Here is a 22138-nt window from a genome sequence, read left to right on the forward strand (position 1 = left end):
CGAGGCGGACCTACACCTCGACGCCGGCCTCGCGCATGAGGTCGATCGTCGGTTCCAGGTCGGACAGCTGCGTCAGGTCGATGTCGGGGACGTCGAGCTCGTCGATCGAGGGCAGGTCGCCGATCGGCTCCACGTCCGGGATGAGCGGGTACTCGAACGTCGTCCGGGCGAAGTAGTCCTGCGCCTCGGCCGACAGCAGGTGGCGGACGAAGTTCTCGGCGAGCGTGGGGTCGCTCGCCGTGTCGACGACCGCGGCGCCGGCGACGTTGAACACCGCGCCCGCGTCGCCCTCGGTGAACGCGGTGCCGAGCGTCGCCTCCGGGTTGCCGTCGAGGACGCGCTGGATGTAGTAGTGGTTCGTGAACGCCGCGTCGATCTCCCCGTCGGCGATCGCCTGACAGGCGGCGAACTCGTCGGGGTAGCTGCTGATTCCGGCCTCGGCGACCGACTCCAACCAGTCCAGCGTCGCCTCGTCGCCCTCGATGAGCCGCATCGCGGTGACGAACGCCTGACAGGAGCCGTAGGAGGGCGCCCAGCCGAGGCTGCCGGCGAACTCCTCCGGGTACGCCATGATGTCGTCCGGGAGGTCGTCCTCGGAGAACGCCTCAGTGTTGTACGGGACAGTGCGGGCGCGGCCCGACGTCCCGACCCACTGCTCGGTGTGGAACTCCTCGCGGACCATGTCGGTGAGCTCCGAGGAGAGCTCTCGGGTGCGCCCCCCGTTGGCGAGCGCGCCGAGCGACCCGGCGTTCACCGAGTAGAACACGTCGGCCGGCGAGCCGTCGCCCTCGTTGGCGATCTGGTTGACGAGGTCGGTGGAGTCGGCGTACCGGACCGTCAGCTCGAAGCCGTCGTACTGGCCTTCGATGTACTCGACGAGCTCGCCGACGAGGAACTCGCCGCGCCCGGAGTACACCGTGAGCTCACCCTCCAGGTCGGGCATCTCGGCGATGCGGGTACCGCCCGGGAGCTCCCGCCCCGCGCGGCCGGAACCGATCTGTCCGACCGATTCCGTGCCGTCGCCGCCGTCGCTCGTTTCGTCGCCCGTACAGCCCGCGATCCCGGCGAGGCCGAGCGCGCCGGTGGCCGCGAGGAACCGCCGCCGATCCACGTCGTCTGGCAGGTGGTGAGTCATGTGTTTTAGGCTTGCCTAAATACTTTTAACCGTGTCGGTTCAGTCGTCCGCGAGGGCCGGCGTTCGGCGGATCGCGTCGAGGCAGTCGAGCCAGTCGCGCATGTACTCGCCGCAGTGGTTGAGGAACGCGCCGTTGTTCCACTCGGAGAAGTCGCCCGCCGCGAGCGCGTCGGCCATCGACGCGAACGCCGCCTCGAACGAGTCCGCGTCGGCCCCCGCCTCGTCGATCACCTCCCAGACGTGCTCGTTCAGCTCCAGCCCCGCCACCTCGTTCGCGAGGTCGTCGAACGTCGACCGCGGGGCCTTGTTGTGTTCACACAGCGGGCCGCCGTTGTAGATCCGCTTGTCCAGCACGTCGCAGGCGCGCTTGAGGAAGAGTCCCGACCAGATGTCGTCGAACCGGCCCACGTCCCACTCGTTGTCGTCCATCGGGAGCTGGTAGAACGCGGGGATCACCTCGCGGCGGAACGCGAGGTTCATCGAGCAGACGGTGAGGTAGTTGCCCCGGCCGGCGACGAAGTCGTCGCCGAAGTCGTCGGCGGTCGTCCGCGTCTGCGCCTGCCCCTCCAGGTCGCCGTCCATCAGGATCCGGACCGCGTCGAGGTCGGGGACATTCGTCCACAGCCCCTGCGAGGCGACGACCTCACCGGCCTCGATCTCGGCGGTGCCCGTCTCAACCGTCTCGTCCATCGCCGAGTAGGGGTACCCGCGCGGGTAGAGCCCGTGCTCGTCGGCGTTCCGGTAGAGGACGTTGACCCACTGCTCGTCGGAGCTGACCGATTCGATCGCCCCCTCGAACGCGAGGTTCTCCATGTGGCGCCCGAAGTAGTCCTCGCCGTCGTGCGGGAGCGTGTCGTCGTCGATGAAGAGGCCGTACTCGAAGGCGTCGTCGGCCCACATGTAGAGGAGCCCGAAGCTCGTCTCGGCGTGGCTCGCGGCCGGGACGACGTGGCCGTACTCTGCGACCCCGTTGGCCTCGTACCACTCCTCGCGGCGGGTGCCGTCGAAGACCTCGCCGGAGACGTCGAGGTCGTCGAGCATGGCGCGCATCTCGTCGACGTCGCAGAAGTCCTCGGTGACGAGCACGAAGTGGAGCCGGGAGACGTCGAACCCGTGTTCCCGGGCGTTCGCGACGTACTCGCGCAGGCACTCGTATTCGCGGATCGTGGGGACGATCACGCAGATGTCCCCACTTGCGGCGTCTGGGCGGCGTTCTTCCATACTCCAACGTTTTTAGGTTGGCCTGAAAGTCTGACGGTCCGGAGTGCGGCGACTCGCTCTCTCCGGCGGCGTTCGGCGCCGTATCGCCGGCCGCGCCCCTCGCACCGGCGTCGCCGGCGACGGTCCCCCCGTCGGCCTGCACCGGGGGAGTCGACTCGCCGTCCCCCGCGGGACCGGCGGTCGGCGAAACTCCGAGCGCGAGCGCGGCGACCCCGCCGCCGGCGAGCGTGACCGCGTTCTTCAGCGCGTGGTCGAGGATCGCCGCCGCGAGCGCCGTCTCGACCGGGAGCCCCGTCGCGCTCGCGACGAGGCCGGTGAACGCCGCCTCGTACAGCCCGATGCCGCCCTGCGAGAGCGGGAGCACCTTCGCGAGGTTGCCGACGCTGACCGCGAGCGTCCCGACGACGAGCAGCGTCGGAGTCGGGACGGCCCCCCCGACCCCGCCGGTGAGCGCGGCGAGCACGAGCACGGCGGTGAGGACGTCGAGCGCCCAGATCAGGACGCTCCAGAGGAACACCGCTCCGAGGCGACGCGGATCGGCGGCGACGACCCTGACGGACGCGCCGAACCGGACGGCGGCGTCGACGACTCGCGCGAGTCGGGAGCGGTCCGGCCCGAGGCCCGCGACCCGAGCCCAGAGCCCGGGTCCGAATCGCCGGTCGCTCCGGGCGACCGCGACGGTCGCGACCGAGAGGACGACGGCGACGGCGGCGATGCCGGACGCGGCCGCGAGCGCGGTCGACGGCGCGACGGCGCCCACCGACTCGCCCGACTCTGGCGACCGACCGGTCAGGAGCAGGAACGCGAGCGCGACACCCCCGAGCGCGCCGATGGCCACGAGGTCGAACGCGCGCTCGACCGCGAGCGAGGCGACGCCTGTCGGGTACGGCACGTCCCGCCGGTCCTTGAGCAGGTACGCGCGGACCCCGTCGCCGGCGCGGGCCGGGACGACGAGGTTCGCGGTCTGGCTGGCGAAGACGGTCGCGGTGAGGAAGCCGGTCCGGCAGCGGCGGTCCATGGCCGCGAGTACGTCGCCGTACCGCCGCCCCCTGACCGGCCACGAGAGCAGGTAGCCGCCGAGCGCGACGGTCAGAAGCGCCGGGTCGGCCGCCGTCACGGCCGCGAGGACCGCGTCCGTGTCGAGGCCCCGGGCGAGGTACGCCGCGCCGAGGCCGAGGACGACGAGCGTCCCGAGAGCGGTGAGCCGCTCCCGCGAGAGCCCGGCGCGGAGCCGGGCCCCGAGGTCGGTCCCCGTCACAGCTGTCGACCTCCGCACCGAAGCGGTCGGAGCCGCCCGGCCGTCGCATCGGTACGCGGGCGTTCGTGGCGCCGTTCGACGGTCATACGTTGATTTAGGTCGCCCTAAAACATATAACGCTGACGGTTCGGCCACCGGGGGGACCGCCGCCGGGGGACCGGTTCACCGCGCTCTCGGCGGACGCGAACCGCCGAAAGTCGTTTTCGCGCGTCTATCGAAATATCACGTATGGCCGACACCGTCCGAATGTGGCTCGTCGAGCGCACCTACTCCGACGACGAGCAGAACATGGTGATCCTCACCTACGCCACGCCCGACGGCGAGCGCTACTTCCGGAAGGAGCGCGCGCTCACCTCCTTCTCCGACGTCCGGGACACCACCGCCGCGGTCGACGCCGAGCCGGCGAACGTCGGGAGCGTCGACGATCCGGCCGAGCGCGAGCGGTACGCCGCTGAGGCCGAGCGGATGGCGGCCGCCCACGCCCCCGACGACGTCATCTGATCGCCGGAGTCGACTGCCGAGACTCGGTGACCCGGCCGCGCTTAAGTCGGTCCGACGCGAACGGTCACGCGATGCGTGCCACCCTCGAAACGCTCGCGGTCGCGTCGCTCGTCGGGGTCGCGCAGGGTGCGCTGCGCCTCGTCGGCCTCGCGGGAGCCTTCGCGCTGGCGACCCCGCTGTCCGTCGCTCCGTGGACGGTCGTCACCAGCGTGTACGCGCACGGGTCGATCGGCCACCTGCTGGCGAACGGGCTCGCGCTGCTCCTCGTCGGCCCGCTCGTCGAACGCCGGACCAGCCGGTTCCGCTTCCACGCGTTCGTGGTGGCGACCGGAGCGCTCGCCGGGACCGCGCAGGTGACGCTTGGCGGGCTCATCGGTCCTCCAACCGCCGTGTTGGGGCTGAGCGGTGCGGTCTTCGCGCTCGGCGGCTACCTGCTCGCGGGCAACGTCGTGACCGCGACGCTGTTCGACCGCCTGCAGCTCCCGCCGCGCGCGCAGTTCGCGCTGTTCGGGCTCGCCGCCGTCGCGCTCACCGCGACGACCGCGGCGCCGGGCGTCGCCCTGATCGCCCACGCGACCGGCGCGTTCAGCGGGCTCCTCGCGGGACGCGTGGGGGTACTGGACGTTCGGTGAAAACGGAGCGACGGCGCCGCCGCTGGCGACGGTAAATAAAACAAAGAGAGCGGGATGCGCCCTAGCGCTTAGTCTTCCAGAACGATCTCGATGCTGACGTCGTTCGGCACTTGGACGCGCATGAGCTGGCGGAGGGCGCGTTCGTCGGCGTCGATGTCGATCAGACGCTTGTGGACGCGCATCTCCCAGTGCTCCCACGTCGCCGTCCCCTCACCGTCCGGGGACTTTCGCGACGGGATCTCGAGCGTCTTCGTCGGCAGCGGGATCGGGCCCGACAGGGCGACCCCCGTCGAGTCCGCGATCTCGCGGACGTCGTCGCAGATGTCGTCGAGGTCCTCGGGGCTCGTGCCGGCGAGGCGGACGCGTGCCTGCTGCATCGATTATCGCTCGTTGACTTCGAGCACCTTGCCGGCCGCGATGGTCTGACCCATGTCGCGGATGGCGAAGCTGCCGAGCTCCGGGATCTGGCTCGACGGCTCGATGCTGAGCGGCTTCTGGGGGCGCACGGTGACGACCGCGGCGTCGCCGGATTTGATGAAGTCCGGGTTCTCCTCGGCGACCTCGCCCGACGCGGGGTCGATCTTCTGGTCGATCGACTCGATCGTACAGGCGACCTGCGCCGTGTGGGCGTGGAAGACGGGCGTGTAGCCGGCCGTGATGACCGACGGGTGCTGCATGACGACGACCTGCGCCTGGAACGTCTCGGCGACGCTCGGCGGGTCCTCGGCGGGACCGACAACGTCGCCGCGGCGGATGTCGTCCTTACCGAGCCCGCGGACGTTGAATCCGACGTTGTCGCCGGGGCCGGCCTCGGGCACCTCCTCGTGGTGCATCTCGATCGTCTTCACCTCGCCGCCCACGTCGGACGGCTGGAAGGAGACGTTGTCGCCGGTGTTGAGGATACCGGTCTCGACGCGTCCTACGGGGACGGTCCCGATGCCGGAGATGGTGTAGACGTCCTGGATGGGGAGCCGGAGCGGCGCGTCCGTCGGCGGCTCGGTCTCCGGGAGGTCGTTGAGCGACTCCAGCAGGGTGGGCCCGTCGTACCACGGGGTGTTCTCGGACGCCTCGGAGACGTTGTCGCCCTCGAACGCCGAGATGGGCACGAACGTCGTGTCGTCCGTCGCGAAGCGGACCTGGTTGAGCAGGTCCTCGACCTCGCCGATAACCTCCTTGTAGGAGGACTCCTGGTAGTCGACCAGGTCCATCTTGTTGACGCCGATGATGAGCTCGTTGATGCCCAGCGTGCGGGCCAGGAACACGTGCTCTCGGGTCTGGGGCGCGACGCCGTCGTCGGCCGCGACGACGAGCACTGCGTTGTCGGCCTGCGAGGCGCCCGTGATCATGTTCTTCACGAAGTCACGGTGGCCCGGGCAGTCGACGATGGTGAAGTAGTAAGTGTCCGTGTCGAACTCCTGGTGGGCGATGTCGATCGTGACGCCGCGCTCGCGCTCCTCGGCGAGGTTGTCCATCACGTAGGCGAACTCGAAGCCGCCCTTGCCCTTCTCTTCGGCTTCCTCGCGGTGCTGCTCGATTACGTGCTCGGGGACGCTCCCCGTCTCGAAGAGGAGGCGACCCACGAGCGTACTCTTGCCGTGGTCGACGTGGCCGATGATGGCCAGATTCTGGTGCGGTTTGTCACTCATGGGGTAATCACGCGCTAAGGCGCTCTGTGAGTAAGTTTCGGTCGATTCCACTAAAACGGTTTCGATACGGACCACAGAGTATCGCGCCGCAGTCGGGCGATTCTCGACAACGCGGGGCACGCCATCGCGCCGCACGGCCGAGGTGGCAGTCGCGCGCTCCGAGAGCGGGGCGACCTACTTCAGCCGGCCGACGTCGCCGAGCACCGCGCTCGCGGTCTCGGGCCCGCCGGCGCCGCGGCCCGAGATGTTGAGCCGGCCGGCGTGGGTCGTCTCGATCTGGACGATGTTCTGCGTCCCGGAGACCGCGAGCGTCCCGTTCTCGGGGACGAGCCGCGGGGCGACTCGGACCGTCTCGCCGGTCGCCTCACCGATGAGGCGGACGGTCCTGCCGTCCTCGGCGGCGAGCCGGAGCGTCGAGCCCGGCACGTCGCGGATCCCCTCGACGTCGGCGTCGTCGAGCGTGAACTCCCGGGCGTCGGCCGGGTCGTCGACCGCGCCGAACGAGAGCACGTTCGCGAGGATGACGCACTTCAGCGCCGCGTCGGTCCCGTCGACGTCGAAGGAGGGGTCGGCCTCGGCGACGCCGAGGTCCTGCGCTTCGGCGAGCACGTGGTCGTAGTCGAGTCCCTCGGCGGCCATCCGAGTGAGGATGAAGTTCGCCGTCCCGTTGAGCACGCCGCGGACCGCCGTGACGTGGCCCGGCTCGATGTCCTCGACGGTCGAGACCGCGGGGATGGCGCCGCCGACGGTCGCCTCGAACCGGATCTCGCCCGCGCTGTCGGCGACGGCCGCCCGCAGGTCGCCGAACCGCTCCGCGACCGGCCCCTTGTTCGCGAGCACGGCGTGGCGGTCGCGCTCCAGCGCGCGAGTCACGTGCGAGAAGCCGGGATCGGCGTCGCCCAGCGTCGTCGGCGTCGCCTCGACCAGGACGTCGTAGTCGGCCGCCAGCGCGTCCTCGGGGTCGCCGTCGCCGACAATCCCCCGCTCCGCTTTCCGAGCCACCACCGCGTCGGGGTCGACGCCGGGGGTCCGGCCGTCTGGCCCGTTCGCCCCGTCAGCGACGACCGCCGAGGAGGAGTCAGCGACCGCGACGACCTCGTGGCCGTGCTCGCCCGCGAGCTCGACGACGGAACGCCCGACCGCGCCCGCGCCGATGACGGCGAGTCTCACGCCTCCACCCCCGTGAGCGGCTCGACGAGACGCAGTTCCTTCTCGTCGGCCAGCTCCCGGACGGCCGCGAGCGCGGTCTCCGTCTCGCCGGCGCGGGCCTCCAGACGGAGCCGCGCGCTCGACACCTCCTCGGTGCCCTGCGGCGCCGCCAGCGACACGTCGGCGACCGACGCCGACTCGCACGCCTCGATCCGGGAGAGCGTGTCGGAGAGGTCGGTGTCGATGAGGTGGCCGAACAGGAGCAGCGTCACCTCCTCGGCGTACCGCTCCGTCCCAGCCTGCATCACGTTCACGCCCTCAGTCCGGAGCGCGTCGACGATCTCCTCGAAGCGGTCCTGGGTCGCCTCGAAGTCGACCTCGACCGGGATCCGACCGCGCGGGGTCTTGTTCCCGCGCTCGTGGTAGATCGAGAGGAGGTTCCCGCCGTTGTCGGCGATCGGGTGGAGCGCGGCGAGCAGCTGCCCGGGCTCGTCGACGAGCTCGAGCCGCACCGTGTGCGTCGACGGCGTCGCCGCGGCGTGGCCGCCGTCGGGAGTGGGGTCGTCGACGTTGTCGGACCGACCGTCGATCCCGTCGGGCGCGTCGCTCACGCCGCCACCTCCACGAGGCCGACCGCGTCGACGTCGAGGGCGGCCGACACCGAGGTCGGGGCCGATTCGACCGACGCCGTCGTCGCGGTTCGGCACGGTCCTGTCGGCGGGGCGGAGCGGTCGCTTGCTGGCTCCGTCGCGATGCGCCGAGCGGGAATCGTGCCCGTCTGCATACCCGAAAGGAGTCGGGGGATCCGGTATAAGCCTTCGGCGATGGCAGGCGTTGCCTCGCTCCCCGGCGTGTGAACCAATGGCACGGGAGCTAGTGGGGAGGATCAAGGGGAGGAGATAGAGAGAAAACGCGAGAGGCGGCGCTACGGCGCGGCAGACCGCGGACCGCGTCGTCGACTCAGAAGTAGTCGATCGACTGCGGCAGTTCGAGCTTCATCCCCTTGCGCTCGCGGATCTCCATGATCTTCTCGCGCTGGAGGTTGTCGACGAGGACCCGGAAGCCCGCGTTCTCGGTGTTCCACGAGGCGCGGCCCTCGGTGGCCGAGCGGATGTCGGAGGAGAAGCCGATCATCTCCTCGACGGGCGCGATGCCCTCGACGACCATGAGGTCGCCCTCCTGGTACATGTCGTCGACGCGGCCACGGCGGCCCTGGATCTCGCCGGACGCCGCGCCCATGTGCTCCGAGGGCACGTCGATCCGGACGTCCTGGATCGGCTCCAGCAGTCGGACCTCGCCGTCGATCAGCGAGCGGTGGACCGCGTCGCGGGTCGCGGGAATGACCTGCGCGGGACCGCGGTGGATGGTGTCCTCGTGGAGCTTCGCGTCGTGCAGGCGGAACAGCGACCCCTGCACCGGCTCGGCGGCGAGCGGCCCGTCGTCGAGCGCGTCCTGTAGCCCCTCCAAGACGAGTTCCATCGTCTCGTTGAGGTGCTGGATACCCTTCGTGTCGTCGATGAGGATGTTCGTCCGGTGGATGTCCTCGACGTTCTGCGAGGTGTCCTTGTCCATGCCGGCCTCCTGAAGCGCCTCGCGGCGTTCCAGTTCGGGCATGTCCATCGAGACCTCGCCGAGCTGGATGGCGTCGACGATGTCCTGCGACATCGGCTCGACGGTGATGTAGAACTTGTTGTGGCGGTTCGGCGACTGCCCTTCGACCTCGCGGGAGGCCTCCTGGGGCTGCTCGCGGAAGACGACGATCGGCTCGCCGGTGATGACCGGGATGCCCTGGTTGTCGCGGATCCGCTGGGTAATCACTTCGAGGTGGAGCTCGCCCTGCCCGCTGATGAGGTGCTCGCCCGTGTCCTCGTTGATCTCGATCTGGATCGTCGGGTCCTCCTTGGCGACCTGCTGGAGCGTCTCGATGAGCTTCGGCAGGTCGTCCATGCTCTGCGCCTCGACGGACTTCGTAATGACCGGCTCGGAGATGTGTTCGATCGACTCGAACGGCGTCATCTCCACGGAGGAGACCGTGGAGCCGGCGATGGCGTCACGCAGTCCGGTGACCGAGGCGATGTTCCCCGCCGGGACGCGATCCACCTCCTCGCGCTCGGACCCCATGAAGAGCCCGACGCTCTGGATCCGGTTTTTGCCGGCCGTCCCGGAGACGTACAGCTCCTGGCCCTTCTCCAAGGTCCCGGAGAAGACGCGGCCCGTCGCGATCTCGCCCGCGTGCGGGTCCATGGAGATGTCGGTGACCATGAACACGACCTCGCCGTCCTCGTTGACCATCCGCATCGTGTCGGCCAGCTCGCTCTCCGGGTCGCCGCGCCAGATGCGCGGGACGCGGCGGGGCTGGGCGTCGACCGGGTTCGGGAAGTGCTCGCAGACCATGTCGAGCACGACGTCCGAGAGCGGCGTCCGCTCGTGGAGCTCCTCGCGCCCGTCGTTCTGTTCGAGCTCCATGATGTCGCCGAAGTCCATGCCGGTCCGCTGCATCGACGGCATCGAGACGCCCCACTTGTACAGCGCGGAGCCGAAGCCGACCGTGCCGTCCTCAACGGAGACGGTCCAGTCCTCGGGGATGTCGTCCATGTTCTCGGCCATCCCGCGGATGAGCTCGTTGACGTCGGAGATAACCGACAGCAGTCGCTCCTGCATCTCCTGAGGCCCCTCTTGGAGCTCCGAGATGAGGCGGTCGACCTTGTTGATGAACAGCGCCGGCTTCACGCCCTCCCGGAGCGCCTGCCGGAGCACCGTCTCGGTCTGGGGCATCGCGCCCTCGACGGCGTCGACGACCACTAAGGCGCCGTCGACCGCGCGCATGGCGCGGGTGACGTCGCCCCCGAAGTCCACGTGGCCCGGGGTGTCGATGAGGTTGACGAGGTGGTTTGTGTCCTCGTACTCGTGGGTCATCGAGACGTTCGCCGCGTCGATGGTGATGCCGCGCTCCTGCTCGTCCTCCTTCGTGTCCATCGCGAGCTGCTCGCCCGCGGTGTCTTGGGAGATCATGCCGGCACCGGCCAGCAGGTTGTCGGAGAGCGTCGTCTTGCCGTGGTCGACGTGGGCGGCGATGGCGATGTTCCGGATGTTCTCCGGAGAGTCCATCAGCCGTTCACACTCTTGAACGATCTTCTTGCGTCGGCCCATTATACCGTTTGTTACCGATAGCAGGGTCAAAAGGGTAGTGTTTCGCCGCGGCCGTTTCACCGGGGATTACCCGGGATCGCCGGCGATTTTGTGCCGATCGGTCGCACGATCCGATTTAAGCCACGGTGACACGTACCACGGCGGCTCCGGACGGATTTAAGTAGCCGCTCGGGAACCGTCGCGTATGAACGAGACGCTTTCGCGGCTCGCCGACACCGGCGTCGTCGCGGTGCTGCGCGGGGTCGAGGCCGACCAACTCATCGGGATCACGGAGGCGCTCCGCGAGGGAGGGGTCACCGCCGTCGAGATCACCGCGGACACGCCCGACGTCGCCGGGAAACTCGAGGAAGTGACGGGCTCGTTCGGCGACGAGGTCGTGGTCGGCACCGGCACCGTCCTCGACAGCGAGACCGCCCGGGCGACCCTGATGGCCGGCGCCGAGTTCGTCGTCTCGCCGAGCCTCCACGAGGACGTGATCGAGACCTGCAACCGCTACGGCGCCGTCACCGCGCCCGGCGTGATGACGCCGACCGAGGCGGTCCGCGGCTACGAGGCCGGCGCCGACTTCGTGAAGGTGTTCCCCGCGAAGACCGTCGGTCCGGCGCACCTCGGCGCGATGAAGGGCCCGCTCGGCCAGATCCCGATGATGCCGACCGGCGGCGTCGCCCCCGACAACGCCGGCGACTACGTCGAGGCCGGCGCGTTCGCGGTCGGCGCCGGCGGCGCGCTCGTGGACTACGACGCCGCCGAGCGCGGCGATTACGACGAGATCACCGAGACCGCCCGGGAGTTCGTGCGAGTGGTCGAGGCGGCGCGAGCCGAGGAGTGAGGGAGCGACCGCCGCGGCGGTCGCTATTTTAATGGCATGATATATCATGCCGAACGGTCAAAAGCGCGAGGACGCAAGTGGGGATGACTTCCAGCCGGCTCGTTCGACGAGAGGCACACCCGCTTGGAAGTCACTCGGAGGAGCCTGTCAGATCCCACCTCGGTCCGTCGCCGGGATCCCCTGCCCGGCCGGACCGGTCACGCCGTCGCGGCACACCCCGCGGCGGCACGCGCACTACGGCCGCGACGCGTCACATGAAGTCCGCGATGCCGGACTGCTTGTTCGTGTCGTCCTCGAAGATCGATTCGAGCGACTCCTCTAACACCTTCAGCCGCTGTTTCGTGTAGGGCCGACAGCCGAACCGGTCCGCGACCTCGATCGCCGTGTCGACGTACTTGTTCACCGACCCTTGGTGGACCGTGAGGTTCACCCGGCCGCCGCACTCGCGGCAGTCGCCCGAGAGAGGCATCCGGCGGTACTTCTCCCCGCAGTCGAGACACCGCGTCTCCTGCCGCGAGAACGCCCGGAGGTTCCCGATGATGTCCGGCAGGAAGTGGTACTCGATGACGCGCTCGGCCACGTCGGTCTCGTCGACCGCGCGGAGCTTCCGGGCCAGCTCCAGCTGCGCGTCCATCTTCTCCATCATGTCCCCGAGCGTCTTGTACGCCGACAGGTCCGGCCCCATCGCGATGTCCGTCGTGTCGTGGGTGTGGTCGAAGCCGTGGTACTCCTCGTCGGTCCCGAGCGTGTCCTCGCCGAGCTGAATCAGGTCCTCGACCGACTCCGGATCGGCCATCTCCAGCGTCGCCTCGTAGAACTCCCGCGGGTACTCTCGCGCGATGTCCATGTTGTGCGCCTCGTCGTCGATCTCGGAGGGGTCGATCCGCGAGGACATCACGAGGGGCGCGTCCATCGAGTTGTGAGCGTACAGCCAATTCGCTGTGAAGACCGGTTCTCCGCCGACTTGCAAGTCGTAGAGATGGCCGTCGTAGTCGACGCGATCGATATTGGTAACTCGGAGATACGAGAGGTCACCGTCGACAAGCGGACGGATCGCGTCGAGCTTCTCACGCGCGGCGGTGGGGAGGTCGTGTTCGTCGAGCGTCTCGACGATCGACTCGAGCTTTTCGAGACTGATGTTTTCACGCCGCTTGAGATATTTCGGAACGATATCGGTGATGTCTGGGATCTCCATCTGCCGAATTTCGAAGAGTTCTCCGGGGATACCGACCGTGAGGCTCTTCGGCTGGTACGGATCTTCGCCGTCGAGGACGCGTCGAAGCGGATTGTCCGAGGCACCGCCAGAGACGGTGACGGTGTAGATCCGTTGCCGAGGCGGTTCCCGATCGCGTGTCGAGACGTTAGCGACGACGCCGAGTCGATGCAGTAGGAACACGATCCCGTCTTTAAGATCCTCACTCGTCGTGTGGAACGCGATCGTCGTCTGGTTGTCATCGGTCGTTTCACTCCCGTCTCCGGCGATGAATCCACGGAGGAACGATTGTACCGTCGATCGGTCACCGCGTCGAATCGGTTCGGGAACGACCTTCTCACTCGAGTCAGACGATTCTTCCTCGCGGAATCCCAGTTCAAACAGGACGTCCTCGAACACGGCCGGGAACCCAATTTCGTACGCCTTGTTCGACCATCGTACCGACGGATCGACGCCGAGCGTGTCTTTGATGATGCGCTCGGTCCGTCGAACGATCTCCTCGTCGGCATTGGTGATCGTCGGTCGAACGGACGACGTCGAGCCCTCAGCGGCGAACAGTCCAAGGAGCCACGAGAAGTCGTCATTCATCGGAATGTGACGTGAGATTCCCCTTGAGGAACCCTTTCGACCGATCTGTGGATTCAACTCGGCACGCCAGTTTCGTGATACCCCCTCGATATCGCGGAGCGTTCGGAGCGCGACTTTCTCTTTCGAGAGGCGGTAGGAGAGTCCGCCGTCGAAGGCAGCGCGCGCGTCGCTCCCCCAGGCCGATTCGTCCCACACCTCACGGAGGTACGATTCGACCGAGTCGTCGATGAACACGTACGGATCGTCGACACACTCGGCCACATCGACCACCGTTCCCGCCTGCGTCTCGACGTCGAGCTGCTGCGGTGCAAGAATGAGATCGCCGACATCGAGGTCGTCACCAGCCACTTCTTCGATGCCATCGTCGTATCGGAACAGACTGTGGTTCGAGGTGATATCGAGCGAGCGACCGAACTGCGTCTCCACTCTGAGAAGCGTCTCGTCGTCGTCAGCACCGTATCTGATCGCCTTCTCGATCGGCTGGAGGCTCGACTCGTGATTCTCGTCGAATGTGTACGTCTGCCACCCCTCACGCACGCATGTTCGCTTTTTAAACTTCCCGTCGACATCGATGGGTGATTCGAGTTCATTCCAAAACTCGTCGAACGTGAGGTATCGGATCCGTCCCTGCGGATCGCGAGCAACGAGTCGAGAGTTTTCCGAGACGCTCCCACCGCGTTGGTCAGGAAGGTACTCTTTCGAGAAGTTGAGAAGGCCGTCCATGAGCAGCATGACGCAATCCTCGTCCCCATCACATTGAGAAACTGACAAATCGTTCGCCACAAGCGTGTGCGTCTCGGCGACGGTGAGATTGTAAGTATACTCGACGTCGCTCTCGAGGAACGAAACCGACGTAACCTCGTCAGTCTCGATGCCGCCATCCGTCGCCGTGCTAGCGGCGGCGTCCATCGATACGTTCTGCTGGGGGGAAGTCGCCGGAATCGTATCGCCGACCTCCAACTCATTCGCGGCGACCTTCTGGACTTCCTCATCTACTACCCGCAGCATCGTGTGGTCGGGCGTCACGCGGATCGAACGTCCGTCCTGGGTCTCGACTTGGACAAGATGGTCCTGACTCAGGTGTTTCGAGACGGCAGTCACCGGCTGTGTCGACTTGTTTCCGTGTTCGTCGATCGAAGGGACCTCAACGTTGCCGTCGAGTTCCTCAACGAGCGTTCCGAAGTCATCAGTCCGCGGATCGTCCAGCCGATCCTCGACGAATTCCTCGATGGTCTCGCGGTGCCAACCCGCGTCGTCTCGATACTCGATTTCCGTCTTCGGATGGAAGCAGTTCCGACGCTTCGCGGCGTGAAAGTACGGATGAGCGTATCCGACCGCGGCCGACGTGAATCCGACCACTCTCCCGACAGTAGCCGCGCTCGTGTGGGGCGCCATCCCGAAGACGAGCTCGCCGACGAGGTCGTCGCGCTCGTTCACCTCGTAGAAACGGGGGAGGCCGTAGAACTGTTCAAGGAGGTCGTCGACGAAGTCCGCGGTCCGCAGCATGTGCTCGGCGGCGCCGTCCGAGAGGACGATGTCCTGCACCCGGAGTTCGACGAGCTGGTCGTCGTGGCGCAGCGGCTCGCCGTCGATGTCGGTCTCGTAGCCGATCTCGCGGAGGTGATCTGCGGTGACATCGAGCTCCTCGGGCCGGACGGAGGTGACCGGGAGGTCGGTCATGTCGTACCTGACGGTCCCGTCCTTGAACGACGTGACGCCGTTCTTCGCACGGAGGACGCCCTTCTCCATCGGCTCGGGCGTTTTGTTCCGCGAGGTGAGCCCCTGGACCCCTTTGAGGATCTCGAAGGACGCCTCGCGCTCGCCGACGTTCGCCAGTGCGGAGCGGTACGCGTCGTTGACGTCGACCTCCTGGTGGGCCGCCGCCCGCACCTCCCACTCGCAGCGCGGGCACTCGACGCGGCCGGCCTCGTCCGGCTCGCAGACGGTGCCGCAGTCGCCGCACTCGTAGTGCGGCTCGGTGTGGACCTCGCAGTCCGGACACCGCGCCTTGTAGGTGTGTTCGCCACAGTCTGGACAGACCCGGTCCGAGACCTCGACCTCCAGCCGGCCGCGATGGCCCGTGTCATCCATCACGTTCGCGGCCTCGGCGACGTCGCGCTGGGGGCCGCCGGCCTCGTTGATCGGGAAGAGGGTGTGGACCGCCGGGGAGAGGTCGCGGCTCTCCGACTTCTCGGGGCGGCCCATCCGGTTGCCGATCCGGGTCGGTGCGCGCTCGCGGACCCGGAAGGGCGCGACCTCGTTGACGGCCGTCACGGCGTTGTCGCCGTCGTCCCACTCGCGGGCGGCCGCGGAGAGGTCGGCCTCGTCCCACGTCCGCCGGAGGCCGTCGTCGATCCCGAGCGACCGCGCGAGCGGGCGCCACGTCGGGATCCGGAGGGCGTCCGGCGTGGCGGTGTGCTCGACCAGCAGCGACTCAAGGGCCGACTGCGTCGCCTCCGTGCGCTCGATCGCGAGGACCCCTTCGACCACGTCGCCGTCGGCGACCGCCTCGGCGAGGGCCTCGAACGCCGCGACCGACACGTCGTGCCAGAGGTAGGTGTACTCCGGGTGGAGCGGGCAGTCGTACTCGCGCGCCCACGCGAGCGCCTCGTCGACGTCCGGGTGTTCGAGGTCGACGTGGGGGTCGTCCCGCAGGGCCTGGACGTCGGCGCCGGCGGCCGCGAACTCCTTGACCCACCACTCGTACACGTAGGAGGCGGGCGCGAGCGGGTGGTTGTTCTCGACGAACTCCCCGTAGTTGACGAGGTACTCGCCCAGGTCAAGCACCTTCTCGACGCCGTTGCGGACCGCTTTCGCTTCCTCCGGGTCGTCGATCCGGCGGACCTCGCCGTTCGCGAGCCGGACCGTCGGCCCCTCGATAGAGTCGACGGGGACGACCCCATGGGCCTTCCCCGGGCGCTCGGTCTTGATCTGGGTGCCGGCCGCGAGGAAGTCGTCGACGAGGTGCATCGTCGCCGGGTGAACCCCGCCGGTCGCGAACCCGTGGTTTCGCGCGCGACCGTACCGCAGCCGGAACCCCCCCGCCTCGCTCGGGTGCGTGAACACCGGGCGGCCCGCGATCAGGTCCCGGAGGAACTTCTGGGAGGGCTCCGCGCGGAGCGGCCCGTCGGGGCCGTCCGTCCCGGACTCGGCGCTGCCCTCGTCGCTCTCGGTGTCGCCCGCGTCGCCGTCACCCGATCCGGCGTCCGCGTCTCCGGAGTCGTCGCCGTCGTCGGGCGCGTCGCTCGTCGCCGCCCCGTCCTTCCCGATGGTCCCGTCGATGAGGTCCTGAAGCCACGGCCAGTCGACCTCGTCGAGGTCGCGGGTGTACCGCTGGATCTTCGGCGCCTTCAGGGCAATCCCCTCGGCGGCGACGAGGCACATCCCGCCGCGTGCGGAGTTGGTGTCGACCCGTTCGAGGTCCCGGAAGCCGGAGACCTCCTCGTCGCTCGTCGCCTCGCCGTCGAGCATGATCGGGATGTGGTCGGCGATGAACTTCGACTCCTTATCCTTCGGGGTGTACTGGAGCCCGGTCTCCGTGTCGTAGAGGGCGATCTCCTCGGCGTAGCGCTCGACCTCCACGTCGCGCGGCTTGTACTCGTCGACGCCCAAAAGCGATCGGGCGTAGTCGGCGACGAGCACGGACAGCGCCTGCGCGGTCCCGCCCGCCGACCGGATCGGACCGGCGTAGTAGACGTTGACGAACTCGGTGCCGTCGTCGTTCTCCAGCAGCTCGACGCGGTCGATCCCCTCGATCGGCGCGGCGACGACTCCCTCCGTGAGCAGGGCGACCGCGGTCCGGACCGCGCCCTCAACTTTGCCGGCGCGGGAGTCGTAGTCGCCGACCGTCCCCTCGACGAAGTCGGTGACGAGCTCCAGCGCCGCCTCCTCACGGGACATCTCGGCTTCCAGCTCGCGGACGCGCTCCGCGACGCCGTCGATGCCGAGGATGTTCTCGACCCGGTCGGCCATGTCGCGGGCGACGGGGATCTCCACCTCGGGCTCGGGGTCGTACCCCTGCCCCTTCGCGGTCTCCGCGAGCTCGAGCGCCTCGTCGAGCCGGTCTTCGATCCGAGCGAAGTAACGCTCGTCGTCGGGCCTCATCGCCGCGAGACCCGCCTCACAGCCATAAGTCGAGGTCGGTCGTCTCGTCGTGGGACCGCTCCAGCGGCTCGTCGAACGCGCGCAGGTGACACTCGCCCGCCCAGACCGTCGCGGAGTCGAGGTGGCCCGCGAGCGCCTGCCCGCTCGGCCGCGACAGCACGGCGTGGGTGTGCGCGAACACCTCGCCGTCGAGCAGCGAGACGTTCCCGACGCAGGCGGCGACCTCCAGCGGCTCGTCGAAGGTCACCGACTCGTACTCTGTGTCGTCCTGGTCGTAGAACCAGACGTCCGCGTCCTGCACGGCGCCGAGCGCCGTGAACCAGCCCGCCTCGACGTCCTCGGCGCGGGCGAGGTCCTCGATCTCCTCGCGCCAGTCGGCGCCGGTCTCGAATCGGGCGACGTACTCCGCCGTCGTCTCGACTTCCCGGTGGTGCATAGGAGTCGCCCACGGTCGCCGAGGGCAAAAAGGCTTCAGTCGCGGTGTGCTCGTCCGCTCCGAGCCGGAATCGATATAGCGATATTAGATTTATTGTCGAGGATCGGCGTTACGTCGAAAGCCGCGAGGCTCGCCGCTACGGCGTCGGAAACGAGTGAAAACGGGAAAATCGAGAGCTGCCGGAGCGTCGGTTCAGAACGGGGCCTGGGGGCCTTCGTCGTCGCCGTCGTCGTCGGTCGTCTCGCCGGGGAACGACGGCGACATGCCGCCGCTGCTGGTGCCGCCGAGGTCGCCGTCAGCGCCCGAACCCGCGCCCGTGTCTGCGTGAACGGTCTCGATCTCCGGGATCTCTTTGACCATCCGAGACTTGATCGCCTGGATCGTCATCGGTGAGATACCGCAGCCGGAGCAGGCGCCACCGAGCTGGATCGTGACCTCGCCGTTCTCGCGGTCGAGGTGGTTGATGGCGGCGCTCCCGCCGTGCATCTGGATCTGTGGGAAGTTTCGCCGCAGGAAGTTCGTAATCCGCTCGCGGAGTTCGTTTTCCCCGTCGGCTGTCTCCGTGCTCATGCCAGTGAGTTGGCGGGCGGCGGGCTTATGCCTTTGGTTCGACCGGACTCGAACCGCGGGAACCGGCGTCTCGGACGGGGAACCGGCGGTCGCTACTCCGGCCGGTCGACCTGAAACGTCCGGTGGAGCTCCGCCTCGATCCGGTCGACGTACTCCTCGAGCGTCGCTTCGAACGTCTCGTCGTCGACGAGCACGCCCTCCAGCCGGTCGCGCGGGTTCTCGGGGAGTTCGACGTGGAACTCGCCGTCCTCGTAGAACGGCTCGGACTCGTTGAGGATCGTCTGGTCGATCCCGTGGATCAGCTGAGAGTCGTGGCGCTCGTTCATGTGGTTGAACGCGTTCTTGTACGCCCGCTGGAGCTCGTTGAAGTAGTGAGCGTACTTGTCCTCGAACTTCTCGGGGTCAAACTCGTCGGCCATACCCGATCCGACGGCGGGCCGGGAAAAAAGCCGGTCGATCGACGGCAACACGATCGCAGATGGGAGCGAGAGCCGACGTGTCCACCGGTGACGCGTCTTTCCGTTGACCGCCGAGTGGGTAGCCGCATAATAAATAAATTCTATAACGCTATATCAAACGTCGGCCGGCGGGAGAACAATCTCTTTCGGGAAGCAAAACTCAGACCGACGAGTTCTCGAGCCGTTCCCTCCATACCGGTCCGAATACCGCTGAAACTGGTTTGCGAGGTTGGCCGATCGAAGTGAACAGATAGCTATCCGCGAGGTGAGGGCCAACAAGGGGTTCGCGAGCCTCCTCTGAAAAGGGAGAGTGATTCCCCCGGGAGCGACGGTTACCGCAACCGACCCAGCAGCCGGTAGTCGCGGTCAGGCTCGTACCGGCGGAACAGCAGGCTGTTCGTCAGCACGCTCACGCTGGAGAGCGCCATCGCCCCGGCGGCCAGTGCGGGCTGGAGCAGGCCGAGCGAGGCGAGCGGGATCATCAGCGTGTTGTAGCCGAGCGCCCACACGAGGTTCTGTTTGATCTTTTGCAGGGTGGCGTCCGAGATCCGGATCGCCTTCACCACGTCGAGCGGGTCGTCGCGCATCAGCGTCACGTCCGCGGCCTCGATCGCCACGTCCGTCCCGCTCCCGATGGCGGTCCCGACGTGCGCGACCGCGAGCGCCGGCGCGTCGTTGACGCCGTCGCCGACCATCATCGCCTGCCGGCCGTCCGCCTGAATCTCCTCGACGGCGGCGGACTTGTCCTCTGGGAGGACGCCAGCCCGGACGTTCTCGGGGTCGATACCCACTTGCTCGGCGACGGCGCGAGCGGTGCGCTCGTTGTCGCCGGTGATCATCATCACGTCGACGCCGCGGTCGCGGAGGGCCTCCACGGCGTCGGCGGCGCTGGACTTGACCGTGTCCGCGTCGGCGACGACGCCGATCAGCTCGCCGTCGTCCGTGCCAGCGGGCACGCGAGCGACGAGCATCGCCGTCTTCCCCTCTCGTTCGAGGCGCTCCATCGTCTCGGCCGCCGCCGAGGCGTCGACCCCTTCGTCGGTCAGCAGCTTGCGGTTGCCGACCAGGACCTCGTCGCCCTCAACCGCGGCGCGCACGCCGTGGCCGGGGACGTTCTCGAAGTCGTCCGCCTCGGGGATCTCCAGCCCCCGCTCCTCGGCGCCGTCGACGATAGCGCGGGCGAGGGGGTGTTCGCTGCCGCGCTCGGCGATCGCAGCGAGCCGGAGCACCTCGCGTTCGGCGTCGCGGCCGGCGTCCGAAGGCGCGGGGGCGTCGTCGCCGGACTCTCGCTGCTGGGCCGCACCGCCGTCCGGGACGAGGGCGCCGTCGGAGTCGAACGCGACCACGTCGGTCAGCTCCATCTCCCCCTCGGTGAGCGTCCCGGTCTTGTCGAAGACGACGGTGTCGACGTCCTTCGCGCGTTCGAGCACGTCGCCGCCCTTGAACAGGACGCCGTGCCCGGCGCCGATCGTGGTGCCGACCATCGTGGCGGCGGGCGTCGCCAGCCCGAGGGCGCAGGGGCAGGCGATGAGCACGGAGGAGGCGAACACGACGAGCGCGAACTCGGAGACCGAGACCGCGCCGCCGGCGACCGCCGGGCCGCCCGCGACGAGTCCCCACAGCGGGAGCGCGTTCACGAAGCCGGCGAGCGTCTCGGGGAAGAGGAACCAGACGGCCGCCCACAGCAGCGCGTTGACGATGACCGCCGGGACGAAGTACGCGGAGATCCGGTCGGCGAGGTTCTGGATGTCGGGCTGGCGCGACTGCGCCTCTTTGACCGTGCGGACGATCCCCTGGAGCGCGGTGTCAGCGCCGACCTTGGTCGCCTCGACGACGAGCACGCCGTTCTCGTTTATCGTCGAGCCGATCACCTCGTCGCCCTCCTCTTTCTCGACGGGGACCGACTCGCCGGTCACCATCGACTCGTCGACCGCGCTCTGGCCGTCGACGACGACGCCGTCGGTCGGGACCTTCTCGCCCGGGCGGACCTTCATCCGGTCGCCGACCTCGACCTCGTCGACGGGGACCTCCCGCTCGGTCCCGTCGTCGACGAGGGTGGCCTGATCGGCCTCCATCTCCAGCAGCTTCCGGAGCGCCTCGCCGGCCTGCCCCTTCGAGCGGGCCTCGAGGTAGTTGCCGAGCGTGATGAACACGAGGATGAGCGCCGCCGTGTCGAAGTAGAGGCTCCCGGCGACGACCCCGGCGAGGACCGCGACCGAGTAGGCGTACGCGGTCGTGGAGCCGAGCGCGATCAGCACGTCCATGTTGGCGCGCCCGTTCGTCACGAGCGCCTTGTAGGAGTTCTCGTAGAAGGGGCGGCCCAGGACGACCTGAACGGGCGTCGCGAGCAGGAACTGCACCCACCCGATCCGGACGCCGAAGACGGTCTCCGGGAAGAGCGCCCCGTCGAGCAGCAGGTGGTCGGCCATGAACAGCAGCAGCGGCGCCGCGAGCGCCGCCCCGAAGAGGGTCAGGCGGAGCTGCTTGCGGATCTCGGCCTCGCGGGCCGCGTCGCGGGCGTCTTGGTCGGCGTCGCCCGCGTCGGACTCCTCGGAGTCCTCGCCGCCGGTCCCCTCTCGGACCGGCGAGTAGCCCGCCGACTCGACCGCGTCGTAGAGGTCGGCGCGCGAGGCGTCCGCCGGGTTGTACCGCACCTGCGCCTCGTCGGTCGCGTAGTTGACCTCGGCGGCGATCACGCCGGGCGTCGATTCGAGGGCGTCGGCGTTGGTCTCCGCGCAGTTCGCGCAGGACATGTCCGTGATCGCGACGGAGACGGTCTCGGTGACCGCCCCGTAGCCCGCGGACTCGACCGCCGCGTAGATCTCGCCGAGCGACACCTTCTCGGGGTCGTACTCGACCGACCCCTCGTCGGTGGCGTAGTTGGCGTTCGCCGAGATCACCCCCTCGAGGTCGGTGAGGGCGTCCTCGATCGTCGCCGAGCAGTTGGCGCAGGACATCCCCGTGACGTTCAGATGGGCTGTTCTCGTTGGCATACTCGTTACTACGTGTCCCACCCTTAGGCGGTTTTCTACTTCGCGATCGGGGGTCCACACGGGTCGAAAGCTTAGATTCCAAAGCGGCCGTCGCAAGCGCAGAGAGAGCGGAGCGCAGAGAGAGCGGAGCGCAGAGAGAGCGGAGCGCAGAGAGAGCGGAGCGCAGAGAGAGCGGAGCGATCATCAGAACCGATTTAAAAGGATGGCGGTGGCGCGCGCCGTGAGCGGGCCGAAGGCCCGCGAGCGACCGTGCGA

At 68.3% G+C, this 22138-nt stretch carries 16 protein-coding genes and 1 pseudogene; 3 read left to right on the forward strand and 14 right to left on the reverse strand.

Features of this window, described 5'->3' with window-relative positions; genetic code table 11:
* Positions 1–10: 10 nt before the first annotated feature.
* From N5096_RS08160 to N5096_RS08170, 3 genes and pseudogenes are all read right to left on the reverse strand, one after another.
* Positions 11–1135 carry an extracellular solute-binding protein gene (locus N5096_RS08160; RefSeq protein WP_267663864.1) on the reverse strand — a complete coding sequence of 375 codons (1125 nt, stop codon included), beginning with the start codon at positions 1133–1135 and terminating at the stop codon, positions 11–13.
* 39 nt (positions 1136–1174) lie between these two features.
* Positions 1175–2356, reverse strand: coding sequence for an alpha-1 4-glucan-protein synthase (locus tag N5096_RS08165; protein ID WP_267663865.1), 1182 nt, complete (start codon positions 2354–2356; stop codon positions 1175–1177).
* 169 nt (positions 2357–2525) lie between these two features.
* Positions 2526–3632 (reverse strand): annotated as a pseudogene (locus tag N5096_RS08170) (lysylphosphatidylglycerol synthase transmembrane domain-containing protein); the annotation flags it as partial.
* Between the two features lie 210 nt (positions 3633–3842).
* On the opposite strand from N5096_RS08170, the gene N5096_RS08175 reads away from it, so the two are divergent.
* Complete coding sequence (locus tag N5096_RS08175) at positions 3843–4115, forward strand: DUF7967 family protein (RefSeq protein WP_267663866.1); 273 nt, start codon at positions 3843–3845, stop codon at positions 4113–4115.
* A 71-nt stretch (positions 4116–4186) separates the two neighbouring features.
* A complete protein-coding gene (locus N5096_RS08180; RefSeq protein ID WP_267663867.1) occupies positions 4187–4747 on the forward strand; it encodes a rhomboid family intramembrane serine protease in 561 nt (186 codons plus the stop codon).
* 68 nt (positions 4748–4815) lie between these two features.
* Here the strand turns inward: N5096_RS08180 and rpsJ are convergent, their stop codons facing one another.
* From rpsJ to N5096_RS08210, 6 genes are all read right to left on the reverse strand, one after another.
* A complete protein-coding gene (gene rpsJ / locus N5096_RS08185) occupies positions 4816–5124 on the reverse strand; it encodes a 30S ribosomal protein S10 (protein WP_004048854.1) in 309 nt (102 codons plus the stop codon).
* A 3-nt stretch (positions 5125–5127) separates the two neighbouring features.
* Complete coding sequence (gene tuf / locus N5096_RS08190) at positions 5128–6393, reverse strand: translation elongation factor EF-1 subunit alpha (protein ID WP_267663875.1); 1266 nt, start codon at positions 6391–6393, stop codon at positions 5128–5130.
* Positions 6394–6567: 174 nt separating this feature from the next.
* Entirely contained in the window at positions 6568–7563 is a 996-nt protein-coding gene (locus tag N5096_RS08195; RefSeq protein WP_267663876.1) for a homoserine dehydrogenase, read from the reverse strand.
* Positions 7560–8153, reverse strand: a complete 594-nt coding sequence (locus N5096_RS08200; protein ID WP_267663877.1) for an amino acid-binding protein — start codon at positions 8151–8153, stop codon at positions 7560–7562. The genes N5096_RS08195 and N5096_RS08200 overlap by 4 nt, the downstream gene beginning before the upstream one ends.
* The gene (locus N5096_RS08205; protein WP_267663878.1) at positions 8150–8326 is read right to left on the reverse strand and encodes a hypothetical protein; all 177 of its coding nucleotides are present in this window, start codon (positions 8324–8326) and stop codon (positions 8150–8152) included. Before N5096_RS08205 ends, N5096_RS08200 begins: the two co-directional genes overlap by 4 nt.
* Positions 8327–8502: 176 nt before the next feature.
* Positions 8503–10692, reverse strand: coding sequence for an elongation factor EF-2 (locus tag N5096_RS08210; RefSeq protein ID WP_267663879.1), 2190 nt, complete (start codon positions 10690–10692; stop codon positions 8503–8505).
* A gap of 184 nt (positions 10693–10876) precedes the next feature.
* Between N5096_RS08210 and N5096_RS08215 the strand changes: the two genes are divergently transcribed.
* On the forward strand, positions 10877–11521 hold the full coding sequence (locus N5096_RS08215; protein WP_267663880.1) for a bifunctional 4-hydroxy-2-oxoglutarate aldolase/2-dehydro-3-deoxy-phosphogluconate aldolase: 645 nt from the start codon (positions 10877–10879) through the stop codon (positions 11519–11521).
* A gap of 250 nt (positions 11522–11771) precedes the next feature.
* Here N5096_RS08215 and polC read toward each other — a convergent pair whose 3' ends face one another.
* From polC to N5096_RS08240, 5 genes are all read right to left on the reverse strand, one after another.
* Complete coding sequence (polC, locus tag N5096_RS08220) at positions 11772–17426, reverse strand: DNA polymerase II large subunit (protein ID WP_267663881.1); 5655 nt, start codon at positions 17424–17426, stop codon at positions 11772–11774.
* 16 nt (positions 17427–17442) lie between these two features.
* Complete coding sequence (locus N5096_RS08225; RefSeq protein WP_267663882.1) at positions 17443–17862, reverse strand: PPC domain-containing DNA-binding protein; 420 nt, start codon at positions 17860–17862, stop codon at positions 17443–17445.
* 192 nt (positions 17863–18054) lie between these two features.
* Positions 18055–18432, reverse strand: coding sequence for a NifU family protein (locus N5096_RS08230; RefSeq protein WP_267663886.1), 378 nt, complete (start codon positions 18430–18432; stop codon positions 18055–18057).
* A 92-nt stretch (positions 18433–18524) separates the two neighbouring features.
* On the reverse strand, positions 18525–18851 hold the full coding sequence (locus N5096_RS08235; RefSeq protein WP_267663888.1) for a DUF5783 family protein: 327 nt from the start codon (positions 18849–18851) through the stop codon (positions 18525–18527).
* 371 nt (positions 18852–19222) lie between these two features.
* Positions 19223–21883, reverse strand: a complete 2661-nt coding sequence (locus tag N5096_RS08240; RefSeq protein WP_267663889.1) for a heavy metal translocating P-type ATPase — start codon at positions 21881–21883, stop codon at positions 19223–19225.
* Between the last annotated feature and the right edge of the window lie 255 nt (positions 21884–22138).

Source organism: Halorubrum yunnanense (genome assembly GCF_026586675.1).
Classification (GTDB): Archaea; Halobacteriota; Halobacteria; order Halobacteriales; family Haloferacaceae; genus Halorubrum; species Halorubrum yunnanense.

What these genes read in the sequence shown, in the direction of transcription:
- N5096_RS08165 (WP_267663865.1), bottom strand. Translation starts at nt 2,356, where the DNA reads ATGGAAGAACGCCGCCCAGACGCCGCAAGTGGGGACATCTGCGTGATC.
- N5096_RS08235 (WP_267663888.1), bottom strand. Translation starts at nt 18,851, where the DNA reads ATGGCCGACGAGTTTGACCCCGAGAAGTTCGAGGACAAGTACGCTCAC.
- N5096_RS08225 (WP_267663882.1), bottom strand. Translation starts at nt 17,862, where the DNA reads ATGCACCACCGGGAAGTCGAGACGACGGCGGAGTACGTCGCCCGATTC.
- N5096_RS08230 (WP_267663886.1), bottom strand. Translation starts at nt 18,432, where the DNA reads ATGAGCACGGAGACAGCCGACGGGGAAAACGAACTCCGCGAGCGGATT.
- N5096_RS08175 (WP_267663866.1), top strand. Translation starts at nt 3,843, where the DNA reads ATGGCCGACACCGTCCGAATGTGGCTCGTCGAGCGCACCTACTCCGAC.
- N5096_RS08210 (WP_267663879.1), bottom strand. Translation starts at nt 10,692, where the DNA reads ATGGGCCGACGCAAGAAGATCGTTCAAGAGTGTGAACGGCTGATGGAC.
- N5096_RS08160 (WP_267663864.1), bottom strand. Translation starts at nt 1,135, where the DNA reads ATGACTCACCACCTGCCAGACGACGTGGATCGGCGGCGGTTCCTCGCG.
- N5096_RS08205 (WP_267663878.1), bottom strand. Translation starts at nt 8,326, where the DNA reads ATGCAGACGGGCACGATTCCCGCTCGGCGCATCGCGACGGAGCCAGCA.
- N5096_RS08180 (WP_267663867.1), top strand. Translation starts at nt 4,187, where the DNA reads ATGCGTGCCACCCTCGAAACGCTCGCGGTCGCGTCGCTCGTCGGGGTC.
- rpsJ (WP_004048854.1), bottom strand. Translation starts at nt 5,124, where the DNA reads ATGCAGCAGGCACGCGTCCGCCTCGCCGGCACGAGCCCCGAGGACCTC.
- N5096_RS08215 (WP_267663880.1), top strand. Translation starts at nt 10,877, where the DNA reads ATGAACGAGACGCTTTCGCGGCTCGCCGACACCGGCGTCGTCGCGGTG.
- N5096_RS08240 (WP_267663889.1), bottom strand. Translation starts at nt 21,883, where the DNA reads ATGCCAACGAGAACAGCCCATCTGAACGTCACGGGGATGTCCTGCGCC.
- polC (WP_267663881.1), bottom strand. Translation starts at nt 17,426, where the DNA reads ATGAGGCCCGACGACGAGCGTTACTTCGCTCGGATCGAAGACCGGCTC.
- tuf (WP_267663875.1), bottom strand. Translation starts at nt 6,393, where the DNA reads ATGAGTGACAAACCGCACCAGAATCTGGCCATCATCGGCCACGTCGAC.